14 protein-coding genes are annotated in these 17,254 nt (G+C 44.7%); 13 read left to right on the forward strand and 1 reads right to left on the reverse strand.

The features are described from left to right. Positions 1–31 precede the first annotated feature (31 nt). From soxR to M1F17_RS02245, 7 genes are all read left to right on the forward strand, one after another. Positions 32–529, forward strand: coding sequence for a redox-sensitive transcriptional activator SoxR (soxR, locus tag M1F17_RS02215; RefSeq protein ID WP_004261125.1), 498 nt, complete (start codon positions 32–34; stop codon positions 527–529). Between the two features lie 232 nt (positions 530–761). Further along, complete coding sequence (locus M1F17_RS02220; protein WP_004261123.1) at positions 762–1,547, forward strand: SDR family oxidoreductase; 786 nt, start codon at positions 762–764, stop codon at positions 1,545–1,547. Between the two features lie 35 nt (positions 1,548–1,582). Beyond that, entirely contained in the window at positions 1,583–2,827 is a 1,245-nt protein-coding gene (locus tag M1F17_RS02225; RefSeq protein ID WP_094961446.1) for a styrene monooxygenase/indole monooxygenase family protein, read from the forward strand. Between the two features lie 14 nt (positions 2,828–2,841). Further along, positions 2,842–3,378: a flavin reductase family protein gene (locus tag M1F17_RS02230; protein ID WP_226617123.1), complete on the forward strand. Its 537-nt coding sequence runs from the start codon at positions 2,842–2,844 to the stop codon at positions 3,376–3,378. Positions 3,379–3,392: 14 nt separating this feature from the next. After that, positions 3,393–4,175, forward strand: coding sequence for a cyclase family protein (locus M1F17_RS02235; protein ID WP_318837212.1), 783 nt, complete (start codon positions 3,393–3,395; stop codon positions 4,173–4,175). 3 nt (positions 4,176–4,178) lie between these two features. Then, complete coding sequence (locus M1F17_RS02240; protein ID WP_004261114.1) at positions 4,179–5,792, forward strand: phytoene desaturase family protein; 1,614 nt, start codon at positions 4,179–4,181, stop codon at positions 5,790–5,792. Between the two features lie 73 nt (positions 5,793–5,865). After that, the gene (locus tag M1F17_RS02245) at positions 5,866–6,759 is read left to right on the forward strand and encodes a transporter (RefSeq protein ID WP_226617121.1); all 894 of its coding nucleotides are present in this window, start codon (positions 5,866–5,868) and stop codon (positions 6,757–6,759) included. 80 nt (positions 6,760–6,839) lie between these two features. On the opposite strand, the gene M1F17_RS02250 is transcribed toward M1F17_RS02245, so the two are convergent. Next, positions 6,840–7,847, reverse strand: coding sequence for an AraC family transcriptional regulator (locus tag M1F17_RS02250; RefSeq protein WP_318837213.1), 1,008 nt, complete (start codon positions 7,845–7,847; stop codon positions 6,840–6,842). Positions 7,848–8,591: 744 nt separating this feature from the next. Here M1F17_RS02250 and M1F17_RS02255 point away from each other — a divergent pair. The 6 genes from M1F17_RS02255 (at position 8,592) to M1F17_RS02280 (ending at position 17,245) form a co-directional block, all read left to right on the forward strand. Beyond that, a complete protein-coding gene (locus M1F17_RS02255; protein WP_094961459.1) occupies positions 8,592–10,790 on the forward strand; it encodes an indolepyruvate ferredoxin oxidoreductase subunit alpha in 2,199 nt (732 codons plus the stop codon). Positions 10,791–10,799: 9 nt separating this feature from the next. Beyond that, entirely contained in the window at positions 10,800–12,329 is a 1,530-nt protein-coding gene (locus tag M1F17_RS02260; protein WP_050763769.1) for an indolepyruvate oxidoreductase subunit beta family protein, read from the forward strand. A gap of 10 nt (positions 12,330–12,339) precedes the next feature. Further along, positions 12,340–12,762, forward strand: a complete 423-nt coding sequence (locus tag M1F17_RS02265; protein WP_094961443.1) for an acyl-CoA thioesterase — start codon at positions 12,340–12,342, stop codon at positions 12,760–12,762. Positions 12,763–12,778: 16 nt separating this feature from the next. Then, positions 12,779–15,076 (forward strand): bifunctional salicylyl-CoA 5-hydroxylase/oxidoreductase, encoded by a 2,298-nt coding sequence (locus tag M1F17_RS02270; RefSeq protein WP_180312336.1) that lies wholly within the window; start codon positions 12,779–12,781, stop codon positions 15,074–15,076. 29 nt (positions 15,077–15,105) lie between these two features. Beyond that, the gene (locus M1F17_RS02275) at positions 15,106–16,233 is read left to right on the forward strand and encodes a cupin domain-containing protein (RefSeq protein WP_004261095.1); all 1,128 of its coding nucleotides are present in this window, start codon (positions 15,106–15,108) and stop codon (positions 16,231–16,233) included. Positions 16,234–16,333: 100 nt separating this feature from the next. Further along, complete coding sequence (locus M1F17_RS02280) at positions 16,334–17,245, forward strand: fumarylacetoacetate hydrolase family protein (RefSeq protein ID WP_094961441.1); 912 nt, start codon at positions 16,334–16,336, stop codon at positions 17,243–17,245. Positions 17,246–17,254: the final 9 nt, after the last annotated feature.

Genomic DNA, 17,254 nt, shown 5'->3' on the forward strand with positions numbered 1-17,254 from the left:
TTAAGTTGAGGTCAAGCAAAGGTGAGCTAAAATGGCGGACAAAGACACAAAAACGATAAAACCTCAGAAGAACGAGGGGAAAAAAATTGATTTTACTCGGGCATTAACGGTGGGCGAAGTGGCAAAACGCTCGGGAGTGCCTGTTTCTACAGTCCATTTTTATGAATCAAAGGGGCTAATTCAAAGTACACGAACTCAAGGGAATCAGCGACGATTTCACTCTGTTGTACTTCGTTACATCGCCATTATTAAGGTTGCACAAAGTACGGGGATCCCACTACATGAAATTCAAGAGGCATTGGGGCGTTTTCCTGCAAATAGCGCGCTAACTTCGGAGCAATGGAAGGAGATGTCGACGCAATGGCGTAAATCTTTAGATAAGCGTATTCGGCAACTGACACGTTTACGTAATGAGTTGGATAACTGTATTGGTTGCGGTTGCTTATCACTCAGTGACTGTCCGCTGCGCAATCCTGATGATGTACTTGGTAGGAAAGGCCCTGGTGCCCGTATTTTAGAACGTCCATAAGTTATTTTATTAATTTCTGCGATTAATCATACTTTTCATTATTTGGATAGCCACTGCTGAAAGTGGCTATTTAACGATTTATATCATCACCTTACTATTTAAATTACCGCACATAATGGATATTTCTTGCGCCCATCGGCTACCCCTTTCCAGCATATTTGCGTAACTATTCGTTATGTTAATTTTTTGTGAACTCATTGTAACTAAATGAGAGAAAAAGAGGGTGACAAAGATGAAAGGCTTGAATAATAAGATTGCCATTGTGACTGGGGGAGCGACCAAAATTGGTGCAACCGTTGCGAAGGTATTAAGTGATTACGGCGTTAAAGTCACGATTTTTGACATTGATACCTTGAATGGTGAAAAGGTAGCTCAAAGTGAGCCCAATATTGATTTTCTTCCTGTCGATATCACTGACGACCAACAACTTAAACAAGGCATTGACCGTGTTGCGCAAAAATATGGGCAACTCGATTTTTTAGTTAATCTGGCTGCCACTTATCTTGATGAAGGCCAGTTATCTACAAGGCAGGATTGGCTCACTGCGTTGAATATTAATGTGGTGAGTGCAGTGATGGCTGCGCAGCTTGCAAAAGTACATTTCGCAAAATCGGGTAAAGGTGCCATCGTCAATTTTACCAGTATTTCTTCTTCTGTCGCCCAAACGGGTCGTTGGCTCTACCCTGCATCTAAAGCCACCATGTTAGAGGTAACTCGCAGCCAAGCAATGGATTATGCGGCTGAAGGAATTCGTGTAAATTCCGTTTCCCCTGGGTGGACTTGGTCCCGAGTTATGGATGAAATCACAGGGGGAGACCGTCAAAAAACAGACCGTGTTGCTGCTGATTACCACTTATTAAAACGCGTTGGTGACCCAGAAGAAGTCGCTCAAGTTGTCGCGTTCCTACTTTCTGATTTGGCCAGCTTTGTTACAGGTGCGGATTACGCTGTCGATGGCGGTTACTCCGCTATGGGGCCTGAACAGGCTAAACCGGCAATTCCCCGTCTTGCTGAATAAGACACCATTTTAACTATTTTGTAGAGGAAAATACTATGCGCCGTATTGCTATCGTCGGTGGTGGTCAAGCGGGTATGCCATTAGCTTTGGGTCTACTCAATAAAGGTTATGAAGTCACTGTTGCAACAAACCGCACTCCAGATGACGTTAAAAATGGCCGAGTGATGTCGAGCCAGTGCATGTTCGATATTTCACTGCAATTTGAACGCGATTTAGGTATTAATTTTTGGGAAGAACAGTGTCCGCCGGTTGAAGGAATTGGTTTTACGGTTCCTCATCCCGAAAAAGCGGGGGAAAAAGTCATTTCTTGGCGTTCACGTCTCGATAATTATGCCCAAGCTGTCGACCAACGTATCAAAATGCCTTACTGGATGGAGTTATTTGCAGCGCGTGGCGGTAATTTACGCATTGAAGATGTTGGTATTGCAGAACTGGAACGCTTAGCGCAAACACACGATTTAGTCGTATTAGCGGGTGGAAAAGGGGAAATTGTTAAACTGCTTGAGCGCGATGCCTCCCGCTCACCTTATGACAAACCACAACGGGCCTTGGCACTGACTTATGTGCATGGCATGTTACCAACGCCAGAGTATTCACAAGTTTCTTTCAACTTAATACCCGGTGTTGGTGAGTATTTTGTGTTCCCATCACTGACGAATAGTGGTGATTGCCACATTATGGTGTTTGAAGGGATCCCCGGTGGGCCTATGGATCAGTGGAATGAAGCTCGTACTCCACAGGAACACTTGGCATACAGTAAAAAAATACTCAATACCTATTTACCTTGGGAAGCAGAACGTTGTCATAATGTTGAGTTAACTGATGATAATGGCATCTTAGCCGGAAGATTTGCACCAACAGTGAGAAAACCGGTGTTAACTTTACCATCAGGTAACATTGTGTTTGGTTTAGGAGATGCGTTAGTCACCAATGACCCACTAACGGGTCAAGGTTCGAATAACGCTACCAAGGCTTGTAAAGTCTATTATGACGCTATTTTAGCCCATGGTGACAAACCTTACACTGCAAAGTGGATGAATGACACATTTGAGCAGTTCTGGAAGTATGGTCGTCATGTTGTGGAATGGACCAATTCCTTACTCGCCCCACCTGAGCCGCATATTTTACACCTATTGGGTGCAGCCCAGCAGCTGCCATCCCTCGCACATACCATCGCGAATGCCTTTAATTACCCGCCCGTATTATTCCCTTGGTGGAAAGATGAGGCTGCTTGTGAGGCGTATATTCAATCGCAAATGATGGAAGAAGCTCGAGCTTAATGGGAGATATCAGTATGTCTATGATTGCAGAGGATACACTCATGTGTGATAGGGAATGGGGCGATACCGAATTTGAATCAAAGATATTGCGTAATCTGTTGGGATGTTACCCAACAGGCGTGGCGATTGTTACCACCCGAACTGCAGATGGCCGTGATGTTGGGTTAACTATCAACTCATTTGCGTCGTTATCACTTGACCCACCATTAGTGCTATGGAGCTTAGTGAATCATTCACCAAACCTAGCGGTATTTCGTGATTGTACTCATTTTACTATCAATATATTAGGCCACGGACACCAAGAACTAGCGATGCGTTTTGCGAACCCACGTATCGAAAATAAATTTGCAGATGTGGCTACCCACCTAACACCAGAAGGCGTTCCTGCATTGCATGGTGCTATTGCCACATTGGTGTGCGAAAACCATAAGCAAGACACGATTGGCGACCACTTATTAATGGTGGGGCATGTTCGCCGTATCGGTAGTGAAGCGGGTAAACCGTTAGTGTTCCATGGCGGTAGCTTTACTGCCCTACATGAAGCGCCTTGAGCGCAGGAGAGACTATGAACCAGCAAACATTAATGGCATTTGCAGCACAGTTGCAGCAAGGAAATATTCAAGTTATTGATCTGACACAAATCTTGTCACCATCATTTCCTGCGCTGCAATTGCCAGAACAATTTGGGCAAGTATGGTCATTTAGCATGGAACAAATTTCTCGCTACGACGATAACGGCCCTGCATGGTATTGGAATAATTTTAGTTGCGGAGAACATACCGGCACGCATTTTGATGCACCAATTCACTGGATCAGTGGCAAAGACCAAATCAATAACACCGTTGATACTATTCCAGTGGAAAACTTTGTAGCGCCAGCCGTTGTGGTAGATGCCAGTGCGGAAGTGGCTCAAAACCCTGATTGGGTGTTAACTGTAGAGTTTTTGCAAAAATGGGAAGAAAAGCACGGCACAATTCCTAAAGCAGCTTGGGTACTTTTCAGAACGGATTGGTCGAAAAAGGCGAATGACCCGGTTGCCTATGTAAGTATGCGTGAAGATGGTGCACACACGCCCGGACCATCGCAAGAAGCGGTGGAATGGCTTATTCATCAGCGTGATGTCAAAGGGTTTGGCGTTGAAACCATCAATACGGATGCAGGGCAATCATACAGTTGGCCAGTACCTTACCCTTGCCATACTTTAATGCATGGTCACAATAAATATGGCCTGCAATGTTTAACGAACCTCGACAAACTGCCTGCGACAGGTGTCGTGATTGTTGCTGCGCCACTTAAAATTGAAGGTGGTTCTGGCAGCCCATTACGTGTACTCGCACTTGTGGGGTGAGGTATGACAGCAAGCTCAACTCCTCAAGTGATAGTCGTGGGCAGTGGAATGAATTCCTTGATGTGTGCAGCCTTGTTGGCAGTACGTGGAAAATCAGTCCTCGTTCTTGAGCGAAATGACCGCTTAGGGGGCTGTATCCGCACTGAGAATTTGTTTGAGGGCTATACCCATGATTTACTTTCTTGCTGGTACTCCTTATTTGTTGGTAGCCCTGGGTACCAAGAGCTCGAACCCTATTTAAAGCAGTATGGATTAGAATTTGCTCAATGTGATTATTCAACGGGGTTAGTGCAACCGGATGGTCAATCGATTGCGTTAAAACGGGATATTTCTGAAGCGGCTAAGCAACTCGACCAGTTGGCTCCGGGGGATGGCCTTGCATTTCGTAAGATGGCGGAACAGCTATTTACGCAAGATGCAGCGCTTACATTTGGCCTATTAGGGCAAAACCCATATAGCGCCAATATGCTGAAATTATTATTTTCAGAATGGCGAAAACGTGGAGTCGATGGCTTGCTTGATTTTGCAAAAGCAGGAATAGAAAGCTTTCGCCGTTGGTCAGAACGTGAATTACAGCACGACTTTAGCCGAGCTTTGATGGCGCCATGGGTATTACATACCGGACTTGGGCCGGATGAAGCCAGTTCTGCATTAATTGGGAAATTAACCTTTGCGGCGGTGGTGGCTGGCGGTATGCCAGTGGTGAAAGGCGGCAGTGCTCGTATCGTGGAGGCTTTTGCGAAGGTTATTGAAGCGCATGGTGGCCAGCTAAAAACGGGTATGAATGTTGAAAAAATCATCACTACAGGTGAGGGGAGAAACCAACGAGCAACAGGAGTGATGGCGAATGGGCAAATCATTGCTGCGTCTGAAAGCGTAGTTTGTAACGTTACCCCAACGCAGCTGTATGGGTCATTACTCGAAAATATTTCACTGCAAGTGAGGGAAAAAGCGAGAGGTTACCGTTATGGGCGTGCGGGTATGCAAATTCATTTTGCTTTAAGCGCCCCTCCCCCTTGGTGTAATCCTGAACTGTTAAATGTACCACTGGTTCATTTCACTGAAAGCATGGAGCAAGTGTGTTTATCGGTGACACAGGCAAATAATGGTTATTTACCAGATAAACCGACATTTGGTATTGGCCAACCTACCGCGCTCGATCCCAGTCGAGCCCCAGAAGGAGGGTGGATCTTATGGATCCAAATGCAAGAGTTGCCTCGAGTGTTAAAGGGGGATTCTGCTGGTGAAATTTCAGTACCGGATGACGGGGGTTGGGATGAGCAAGTGCGAGAGGCTGTTGCAGATCGAATTCAACAGCGTTTAGAGCTGGTAATGCCAGGCTTTTCTAATTTGATAGTGGGACGCAAGGCAATTTCTCCCGCCGACCTAGAAAATTATAATTGTAACCTTGTTGGTGGTGACCCTTATTCAGGAACTTGTTCACCTGATCAGTTCTTCTGGTTGCGGCCTTTTGCTGCGACTGGCCAGACGAAAACGCATCAAACCGCAGTCAAAAACCTTTTTCATATTGGCGCCTCAACCCACCCCGGTCCGGGTTTAGGTGGTGGTTCAGGTTACCTTGTTGCACAAAAATTAGCAGTCAAACGCAGGACATAATAAATCAGCAAAGGATTTGTGACTTAACAGGTAAAGCACACACAGTAAGCAACCCACTATGGCAGGAAACATGATGAAAAAAACAACAATCGGTAAGCTTGTAGCAGGTTCGTGTCTCAGCATATTTTCGTTTGGTGCGATTGCCACCGAAGGTGGCGGTTTAGGGGTATACCCCGATGGGCTAGAAAACTTTATGTCAGGTGCATTGCCACCACAAGGGGTACATGTACTGGTGTATGGTGGAAATGCGCATTATGACAGTATTCGCGATAACAAAGGCGATAAGATCCCTGTTCCGGGGTTTAGCGTCAATGTGAATGTACTCGCTCCTCGACTTATTTGGGTAACTGACCAAAAAGTCTTTGGTGGTGATCTGGCTTTTCATACAATTGTGCCATTATTGGATGTGACTGCAAAAGCGGCGGGGCAAAAAGATACCAGCCGCGGCCTCGGTGATATTACATTTGGCCCCGCATTAGGGTTTCATCCATCAGCCGATTTGCATTATGTGGTTGGGCTAGATGCGTATGCTCCAACAGGTAAATACAGCAAAACAGACCCATCAAGTTTAGGTAAGAATTATTGGGCGCTGCAACCAGTTTGGGCAATCAGTTATATTCCACCTGTTGGTGTAAATGCGGATTTGAAGATGATGTATGACTTTAACTTCCGCAATAACGATACGAAAACACGTTCAGGGCAAGCATTTCACGCTGATTATGCACTAGGTTGGGGGTTCGGCAATGGTTGGGTGGCAGGTATTGGGGGCTATGCATTTTGGCAAACGACAGATGATAGCGGACCAAATTCAGCTCAAGGAAAAGCTCGAGCCTATTCTATTGGGCCTTCAATTCGCTATGCTAACCCGCAAGGGTGGCTATTTACTGCTAAATGGGAAAAGGATTTTGAAGTTAGAAACCGTCCAGAAGGTTCCCAAATTTATTTGAAGGCATCGATACCTTTTTAAACACGTTTGTATATCAAAACCCCATATTGGCATTACATAACAATATGGGGGGTATTTCTAAGAAAGTGATGATTGGGAATTTAGGCTTTTTTCATACTCTGACTTGGAGTTTCACCATAGCGTTGTTTGTAATCTGCACTAAAGCGACCCATATGGGCAAATCCCCAACGTAAAGCTACCCCAGTGACGCTAGTTGCTTCCCCTGAAAGGAGCTCTGCTCGAACACGTTCCATCCGTAAATCACGTAGATACTGCATTGGGCTGATATCTAAGAACTCTTTAAAACCAGCATATAAACTGCGTAAGCTGACGCCTGCAATATGAGCTAGCTGCTCAACAGTGATAGCTTCATGGGCGTGTGCTTCTAAATATTCTTGCACTCTGCGTACGTGACGAGGACGAATTGTTGACCTTCGCATGCCTGAGTCTTCGATATAATTATGGCCTTGGGTAGAAAGTAAAGTGACAGAAACCAATTGTTCAACTTGAGTCGTGATCAATTTATGTTGTAAGAGATCGGGCGCGCGAGTTGCGCATTCAATCAGGTAATTCATTAAAGTGCGCCATGCAATGCAAGATTGCCAAGCAAAACCCAACTCAAAAACTAACGGTTTATCTAAAGTATGCCCTAGTTGGCCTACTAAGGATCTTTCGAGTAAAGAACGGGAAATACGTAACATAAATTGATCGTTATCGCTATTCCAACGCATTATTGTTGATTCTTCAGGGCTAAGAAGTGAGGCCATCTGAGGAGTTGATTCAATACATTTTCCACCACTTTCGATGACTGCTGTACCTGATAGAGGCATTTGAACCAAAAAAAAGTCCTGTAGTTGCCCTGGAATAATGGAGACATCGGCACCATAGCGTAAGCGGCTTAGAGAAATATCCCCCATAGGAATATAGTGCATACGAGCATCAAGGCGTTGATGTGGATTAAGTAAGTTAAATTGATGTGGCTTCATGACTCGACCAACCATCGATTTAATCTCTTCAGGGTCAGCTGAGGTAAATAATAAACGCTCTGAAGAACAGAGCTGATTTTCAATCTGAGATGCAGATGAATGGGACCACGAGTTGCTCAACATCGGAGGTTCCTCCAAAATGATTTGCCAGCCCTGCTTTATAGAATAACCAAAATAGGGCCCGACTAATATTGCTTGTTATGTGTTTTTCTCAGTAAATTCAATTTATTATAATATTTTGCAATGACTTATTATATTAGGGAGGAATGCTTTCCATTTAAGTCAAATGAAGCCTTCCTTTTTGTTAACATTTCATTGACTATTTTTTAACTAGTCATGAGTTGAACATAACATAAACAAATTTTCTTACCTAGATAAAAACATGCAGAAACTATCCTAAAACTGCAAAAAAATAGAAACTATGCGGTTGTTGTGATAGCGATAACAATATAAAAAATAAAGTTATTTTTATTTCAATAACAGTAAAATATATATGATTTTTCATATTAAATTTTATGTTTACCTATCTTTTTCTTATTTAATTAATGCAATGCTCTAATTAATTATTTTATGGCGATGTTTTTTTCTGATTTGTTTGCTTTTGTGAGGCCTATTTTCTATTTAAACATGCTATTCAGTATTTTTTATTTATTTTATTGATCTTTTTTTTCTACGCTATTTGGCGGAAAAACTAATTTTCTAGTTGTTTTAACTCACTATTTGTCCCTTATCTGCAAGCCTTATCCACTCTCTGCATAAATCTAATTTACATGATTAATCATGGATTGACCTGTTATTAACAAAAGATATACAAATAATAAACACAAAAAAGATAAAAACGTTCTGATGTTGATTGGTGAGGTTAAAATGGCTGAGCGATCGTTTGTACAAGAAGTTCAAAAATTACGGCAAGGGCAAGGTGAAACCTTCAGTGGTGAAGGGATCCTTGCTGTTACAAAAGCGCTATTAGAGTCGGGTGTATCTTATGTTGCGGGATATCAAGGTGCTCCTATCTCCCATTTGATGGATGTCCTTGCTGACGCACAAGATATTTTATCTGAATATGGTATTCGCTTTGAAAATAGCGCAAGTGAAGCAACTGCAGCGGCAACCTTAGCAGCCTCAGTTAATTATCCACTACGTGGAGCTGTGACTTTTAAAGCAACAGTGGGGACGAATGTCGCATCTGATGCCTTAGCTAACTTAGCTTCGGGTGGTGTGTTAGGTGGTGCTTTAATTATTGTTGGTGAAGACTATGGTGAGGGCTCTTCTATTATGCAAGAGCGTAGCCATGCTTTTGCGATGAAATCGCAGATGTGGTTGCTTGACCCTCGGCCCAATTTACCGTCTATCGTTCAAGCCGTGAAAGATGGTTTTGAGCTCTCTGAAGCCAGTAATACACCCGTTATGTTACAAATGCGTATTCGTTCTTGTCACGTTCACGGGCAATTTGTTTGCGCAGATAATCAGCGCCCTAAATTTACCGTCAAAGATGCGCTTGAGAACCCAACTCGAGACGTCAGTCGCATAGTATTACCCCCTGCTAGTTTCTTACATGAAAAAGAAAAAATAGAAGCTCGCTGGCCCGCTGCAATTAAATTTATTCAACAACATGAGTTAAATGAATTTTTTTCAGAAGACTCGGATGATGTTGGAATTGCGCTACAAGGCGGTTGTTACAACACGTTGATCCGCGCATTAAATCAGCTAGGGCTAGCGGATGTTTTTGGTAATAGCCAAATTCCTTTATATGTGATGAATGTGGCTTATCCATTGATTGACGATGAATTTGAACGCTTTTGTCGTCATAAAAAAGCCATTCTAGTTTTGGAAGAAGGCCAGCCAAATTTTGTTGAGCAAAATGTGGCGAATATTTTGCGTCAACGCAAGATTGATATTGCCCTGCATGGTAAGGATATGCTGCCAATGGCGGGGGAATATAATACTGCAACAGTGCTTGCGGGTTTACGTTCGTTTTTTGAATGCTATGGAAAGATAGCTCCACAAGTCAAAGCGGCTGCAAAACAGATTCGTATTCCAACGATTAATATTGCCACTCAAAAATCTGAAGAATCTTTACCTGAATACGTGAATGCAGCAGAGCCAACATTAGATGAATCTGTCCATGCGCGCCCACCAGGGTTTTGCACAGGTTGCCCCGAAAGGCCTATTTTTACTGCGATGAAGTTGGTGGAGCGTGAATTAGGCGAACATCATGTAAGTGCGGATATCGGCTGTCATTTATTTTCTATTCTACCGCCCTTTAATTTGGGGAATACCACCATGGGCTATGGGCTAGGAGGCGCAGGGGCTGCGGCTTTGAATGCAAAGGCTGGGAAACGCGCGATTTCAGTGATGGGAGATGGGGGGTTCTGGCATAACGGTTTAACCAGTGGTATTGCCAATAGTGTTTTTAACCGTAGCGATAACTTAACTATTGTGGTTGATAACAGCTATACCTCTGCGACAGGAGGGCAAGATATTCTCTCTTCGACAGCGTTGAATCCAACCCGTAGTACTGGTCATGAAATTGAAAAAGCGGTGAAAGGGGTGGGTGTTAATTGGGTGAAAACCATTAAACACACCTATGACTTAAAAACCATGACAAATACGTTACGTGAAGCTTTAACAACCGATGAGCAAGGGCCCAAGGTTCTGATTGCGCAAAGCGAATGTATGTTGAACAAACAACGCCGCGAAAAGAAAAAAGTGCGTAGTGATGTTGCCGCAGGCAAACGAGTGGTACGTGAGCGTTTTGGTGTCGACCCTGATACCTGTACGGGGGATCACTCTTGTATTCGTTTATCTGGTTGCCCGTCTTTATCAATTAAACCAAGCCAAGACCCATTAAGAACAGACCCGGTTGCAACAGTGATGGATAGCTGTGTCGGTTGTGGGCTATGTGGTGAAGTCTCTCACGCTGCTGTCTTGTGCCCTTCTTTTTTTAAAGCTCAAATTATTACTAACCCTAATGGCTGGGACAAATTGCGCCATCGTGTACGCGGTTGGTTTATTGGCTATTTACAGCGTCGTGACGCACGTCGTCGTGAACAATTTAGTTTCTAAGGGGGATGCATGAATTCTTTATCAACTGCATTACCATCAACAAAAGTCGCATTACAGCCGATTAAAATTGCCATTTTAGCCATGGGCGGCGAAGGCGGTGGAGTACTTGCCGACTGGGTTGTCAACCTAAGTGAAGAAAACGGTTATTTTGCTCAAACGACTTCAGTGCCTGGCGTGGCACAGCGCACGGGGGCAACAATTTATTATGTGGAATTATTCCCAGGTGCTGATAACCCACAAACGCCTTCTCCTGTATTAGCGCTTATGCCGATGCCCGGTGATGTTGATGTTGTTTTGGCCTCTGAATTAATGGAAGCAGGCAGAGCAGTACAGCGCGGCTTTGTTACCCCAGAGCGCACAACATTGATCAGTTCAACACACCGTGTTTACTCTATCGCGGAAAAATCAGCCATGGGTGATGGGCGAGTCGATAGCCAAGCATTAATTCGCCACACTGCGGCATCTGCGCGTCAGTTTATTCACTTTGATATGGCACAAGCAGCACAAGAAAGTGGCAGTGTGATTAGTGCTGTTTTATTTGGTGCGCTGTTTGGTTCCGGTGTTTTACCATTTAGCCGCGCACAATTTGAAGAAACGATTGTACGTGGGGGCGTTGGCGTAAAACCAAGTTTGCGAGCTTTTACATTAGGGGCAGAAAAAGCGACTAAACCCGAAGATGCATATCAGCCGGAGTCCACAAAGAACACCGTATATTCACCAAAAAATAAGCAGGTATCGCAACTATTAGCTCGTATCCAACATGAATTCTCTCCTCATGTGCAGTATCTCGTGACTGAAGGGACTCGCCGACTTATAGACTACCAAGACCCTGCCTATGCCACTTTATATTTGGATCGCCTCAATAACCTCTTTGCGCAAGATGGCGGGCAAGATGAGCGTTTGCAACGTGCGCTTGCACGCCACTTAGCCCTTTGGATGTCCTATGAAGACACCATCCGAGTGGCTGACCTTAAAATTCGTGATAGCCGCTTTTCTCGCGTTCGCAATGAAGTACAGGCAAAAGATAATCAATTATTGGAGATCAATGAATTTATGCATCCAAGAATTGAAGAAATTTGCGAAACGCTTCCCAAAAATTTAGGTCGTTGGTTAATGCGTCCACATTGGTTACACAAAGCGCTTCGCAAAATGACCGAAAAGGGGCGCACGATAACTACCAGTTCTTTATTAGGTTTTTTACAGTTGTATCTATTAGCCGCATGGCGAAAAGGCCGACGTTCGACGTTACGTTATCAACTAGAAACGCAGCGCATTGAAAAGTGGTTAGCTGCTGTAATTAAAGCAGCGAAAGCTAACCCTGCACTTGCAACCGAAATTACCGAATGTCAACGCGTGGTTAAGGGGTATAGCGACACTCATGCGAGAGGGTTGCGTAATTTTAAAATCTTAATGGACATCGTTGCGCAGCAAGGTAACAAACTCACCCCTATTAATTTACGTGAACTACGTGAAGCCGCATTGGCCGATGAACATGGGAAAGAATTGGAAAAATGCCGTCAACGTTTAGCGATGAATTAAGGATAACATCATGAGTTTACTGATATTTACTAAGCCACATAAAATTCATTTTTCGGAGTGTGACCCCGCAGGGATTGTGTTTTACCCCCAGTATTTCGTGATGTTTAACAATTTACTTGAACGTTGGGTTGATGAATTAGTCCCTCAAGGCTTTGCGGGTTACATCATGGAACAACGCTTTGGCTTGCCGACAGTACACCTAGAAGCGGAGTTCAAGGCCATTAGCAAAATGGGGGATAACGTGATGTTAGAGCTACATGTACAGCGTATTGGTCGCAAGTCTCTGACGTTACATCAACGCTGTGTCGGTGTTGATGGAGTACTGCGCATGCAAGTGACGCAAACTTATGTCACGACGTCATTAGAAACGCATCAAGCCATCCCCATTCCAGACGCCTTGTATCAGGCATTAACCGCTCAGCAACCAGTGTAAGTAAAGGAGAAGTTCCATGAATATTGTGTGTATTGGCGGTGGTCCCGCAGGGCTTTATTTCGGGTTGCTGATGAAACTACAGAACCCAAAGAACCGTGTAGTGGTGGTGGAACGTAATCGTCCTTATGACACTTTTGGCTGGGGAGTGGTATTTTCTGATGCCACGCTCAGTAATTTGCGCCAAGCGGACCCAGTTTCTGCCAAAACGATTTCTGCAGAATTTAGTCACTGGGATGATATCGATGTGCACTTTAAAGGTGTATGTAACCGCAGCGGTGGTCATGGGTTTATCGGCATTGGGCGTAAAAAATTACTCAATATATTACAAGACCGTTGTGTGGAATTGGGGGTGGAGCTGGTATTCGAAACCCAAGTAACGGATGACCAAGCGATTGCTCGTGAGTACCAAGCTGATTTGCTTATCGCTTCTGATGGCATTAATAGTACGGTGCGTACGCGTTATGAAAACGTATTTAAACCAGATATTGACCCACGTCGTTGCCGTTTTGTTTGGCTAGGTACAAAGAAGATTTTTGACGCCTTTACCTTCTTATTCGCTAAAAATGAGCACGGATGGTTTCAAGTTCATGCCTATCAATTTCAAGAAGGGTTATCGACCTTTATTGTGGAGACGACGGAAGAAACCTGGCTTAAAGCCGGTATTGACCAAATGTCTCAAGAGGATGGCATCGCTTATTGTGAAAAACTATTTGCGCCGTGGCTTGATGGTGAAAAACTGATTGCTAACGCAGCGCATTTACGTGGTGCCGCAATTTGGATCCGCTTCCCTCGGGTCATTTGTGGAAATTGGGTGCATTGGACGCAGCCCACACAAGGTAAAGACGTTCCCGTAGTATTGATGGGAGATGCCGCTCATACCGCCCATTTCTCTATTGGCTCTGGAACTAAATTAGCACTAGAAGATGCTATCGAGCTGTGTGAAAGCTTGAAAACTTCAGGGGGTGATTTACGTAAAGGGCTTGAGCATTACCAGAAGGTTCGCAGTGTCGAAGTTCTGAAAATTCAGAATGCGGCACGCAATTCGACAGAATGGTTTGAAAATGTCTGTCGTTATGAAAATTTAGCACCAGAGCAATTTGCCTACTCTCTCTTAACGCGTTCACAGCGTATATCTCATGAAAATTTGCGCGTGCGTGATGCTGTATGGTTGGAAAACTATGAGCAGTGGTTTGCGGAACAAACAGGTGTGACTTCAAAGGCAAAAGTGCCCCCTATGCTGACACCTTATCATGTACGAGGTATCACTCTTAATAACCGCGTGGTCGCGTCACCAACATTGTTGTATTGCGCTAATCAGGGTATACCCGATGATTTTCATTTGGTACATCTGGGAAGCCGCGCATTAGGTGGTGTGGGTCTAGTGATGACTGAAATGACGGCTATAGCCCCCGATGCCCGTGTGACAAAAGGCTGTGTCGGTATTTGGAATGACGAGCAAGTTACTGCTTGGCAACGTGTGACTGATTTTATTCATCAAAAAACGGATGCCAAAATTGGCATTCAATTAGGCCATGCAGGGCGTCGTGGTTCAACTCAGCGAGGGTGGGAGAAAGAAAATCACCCAATGGATGCAGATAACTGGCCGTTAGTTTCTGCTTCAGCGTTGCCTTATTTACCGAATATCTCACAAATTCCGGTAGAGCTATCCGAGGCACAAATGACTACGGTGATTGACCAATTTGTTGCGGCAGCAAAACGAGCAGAAACGGCTGGTTTTGACTGGCTTGAACTGCAAGCCGGGCACGGTTATTTGCTGTCGAGCTTTATTTCTCCATTAACTAATCAGCGTACAGATAACTACGGTGGAACGTTAGAAAATCGCTTACGTTTTCCGTTAGCTGTCATTAGTGCTGTGCGTCAGGTGTGGTCAAAACCTTTGAGTGTACGTATTTCATCGACGGATTGGGTGGATGGCGGGACTACGGTTGATGACGCGGTGGAAATTGGCCGTGCAATGAAGCAAGCGGGCGCAGATATGATTGACTGCTCTTCAGGTGAAGTGTCACCGCAACAGCAACCGGTCTATGGTCGGATGTACCAAACACCAATGGCAGACCGTATTCGTAATGAAGCTGGAATACCGGTTATTGCCGTAGGTGCTATTACTGATGCTGACCAAGTCAACAGCATTATTGCCGCTGGGCGGGCGGATTTATGTGCTTTATCTCGGCCATTACTTTCTGACCCTGCATGGGTCTTACATGAATGTGCGCGTTATGGGTGGGAAACTCGTTGGCCGGCACCGTATGAATATGGGCGTCAGCAACTCGTTCAATCCTTGAAGTCGCGTTAAAGGCTTTGGCAAACAAAGAGGAAAATAGCATGAGTACACACTCCCATGACCAATACCGAGAAAATGTGGCAGGGCGTGCCGATGTGGCAGATACCCCTGAGCTAGTGGCGTATTACCAAGAACTAGATGCGTTGAAGACAGGTGCATTATGGACGGTCGCAAACAAGATTGAACCGTGGCAACCCAAATCAAGCTCAGTTCCTGTGTTGTGGCGCTACCGTGATTTACGCGAACATGTGTTGCGCTCAGTTGAACTGGTGACCCCAGAAAAAGCGGGGCGTCGCGTGATCTATCTGAATAATCCCGGCCGCCAAGAAGTGGCTGCTGCAGTAGGTTGGCTATACTCAGGTTTACAAGTCATGCATCCGGGAGAAGCCGCTTCGGCTCATGCCCACTCATCCTCAGCATTGCGTTTTATTATGGAAGGGCGTGGGGCATATACCATTGTCGAAGGGCAAAAAATGATGCTAGAAGCCAACGACTTTGTACTGACGCCGAATGGGACATGGCATGAACACGGCGTTGCGGAAGATGGTTTACCTTGTATCTGGCAAGATGGATTGGATATCCCGTTAGTCAATGCCATGGAAGCTGGGTTTTACAAAGTGCATCCTGACTTACATCAAGCACAAACACGACCTATCGATTACCCCGTTGGTATGTGGGGAGGAACCGCATTACGTCCTCACGATATCGGCTGGGATAAACCTTATTCACCATTATTTAAATACCAATGGGGGCCAACCTACGAGGCGTTGTGCCGTGCAGCGAAGGCAGCGGATGGCTCAGTATTTGATGATGTTTTGATGCACTACACTAACCCGCTCACAGGAGGACCTGTGATGCCAACCATTGGAGCGAGTATGCAATTACTGCGTCCGGGCTTTGTTGGTAAAGCTCATCGCCATACGGGAAGTTTTATTTATCAAGTAGCGAAAGGGCAAGGGTACTCCGTGATCAATGGGCAACGCTTTGATTGGCAAGAGCGTGATATTTTCTGTGTGCCATCGTGGATGTTCCATGAACATGTGAATACCTCACAAACCGAAGATGCTTGTCTGTTTTGCTTTAATGATTTACCCGTAATGCACTCTTTGGGGCTCTATTATGAAGAGGCTCTAGTAGAAAATGACGGTCACCAGAAAGTCGTTACCTAGGTGAGTATTATATTTCTTATTGATTAATATAAATAATTTTATTATTCCAATTTACGTGAAGAAGTGAGTGAGGTAGTCACCTCATTCAAGGAGAAAGAAAATGCGCTTAATAACTTATCGTTCTGATGTGACCGCGGCAGCCCGTTTAGGAGCAGTTGTTAATCAACAAGTAGTGGATTTAGCCCTTCTGGCACAAGAGCAAGAGCTGTACTTGCCTGATAATATGTTGGACTTTATCGATTTAGGCCCACAAGGTGTGCGTGTTGGTACAGAACTTCTGAATACATATCAAGGGCAATTCCCAGCAGGGACTGCGTGGCCTGTACAAAATGTGAAAATTTTGGCGCCGATACCTCGCCCACGTAAAAATATTTTTGGTATTGGCTTAAACTATGTTGAACACGTGGCGGAATCCAGCCGTACATTAGACACCTCAAAAGATCTTCCAAAACAACCCGTTATCTTTTCTAAGCCCCCAACCACAGTGATTGGGCCGGGAGATGCCATTGAACATAACGCCAAAATTACCCAACAATTAGACTGGGAAGTGGAGTTGGCGGTGATTATTGGCACTCGTGCGAAAAGTGTCGCGGCAAAAGATGCTCTTAATTATGTGTTTGGCTACAGCTTGATGATTGATATGAGTGCGCGTGATTGCCGCCGTGCTGGGCAATGGATTTATTCTAAAGGGCAAGATACCTATGCACCATTTGGGCCATGCATTGTCACTGCTGATGAGGTTCCAGATCCTCATACTTTAGATTTAAGCTTGAAGGTGAATGGTGTAACCAAACAATCCTCAAATACACGCCACATGCTATTTAATGTGAATACATTGATTGAAGATATTAGCCAAGGGATCACATTAGAACCAGGTGACATTATTGCAACAGGCACTCCTGAAGGGGTAGGGGCGGGAAGAACACCTCAAGAATGGGTCTGGCCGGGGGATGTGATTGAAGCATATGTTGAGAATATTGGTGAATTGCGCCATCCAGTTGTCGCCGTTTAAGGGGGAAGT

It is taken from the genome of Providencia sp. PROV073, from assembly GCF_033688125.1.
Lineage (GTDB): Bacteria > Pseudomonadota > Gammaproteobacteria > Enterobacterales > Enterobacteriaceae > Providencia > Providencia hangzhouensis.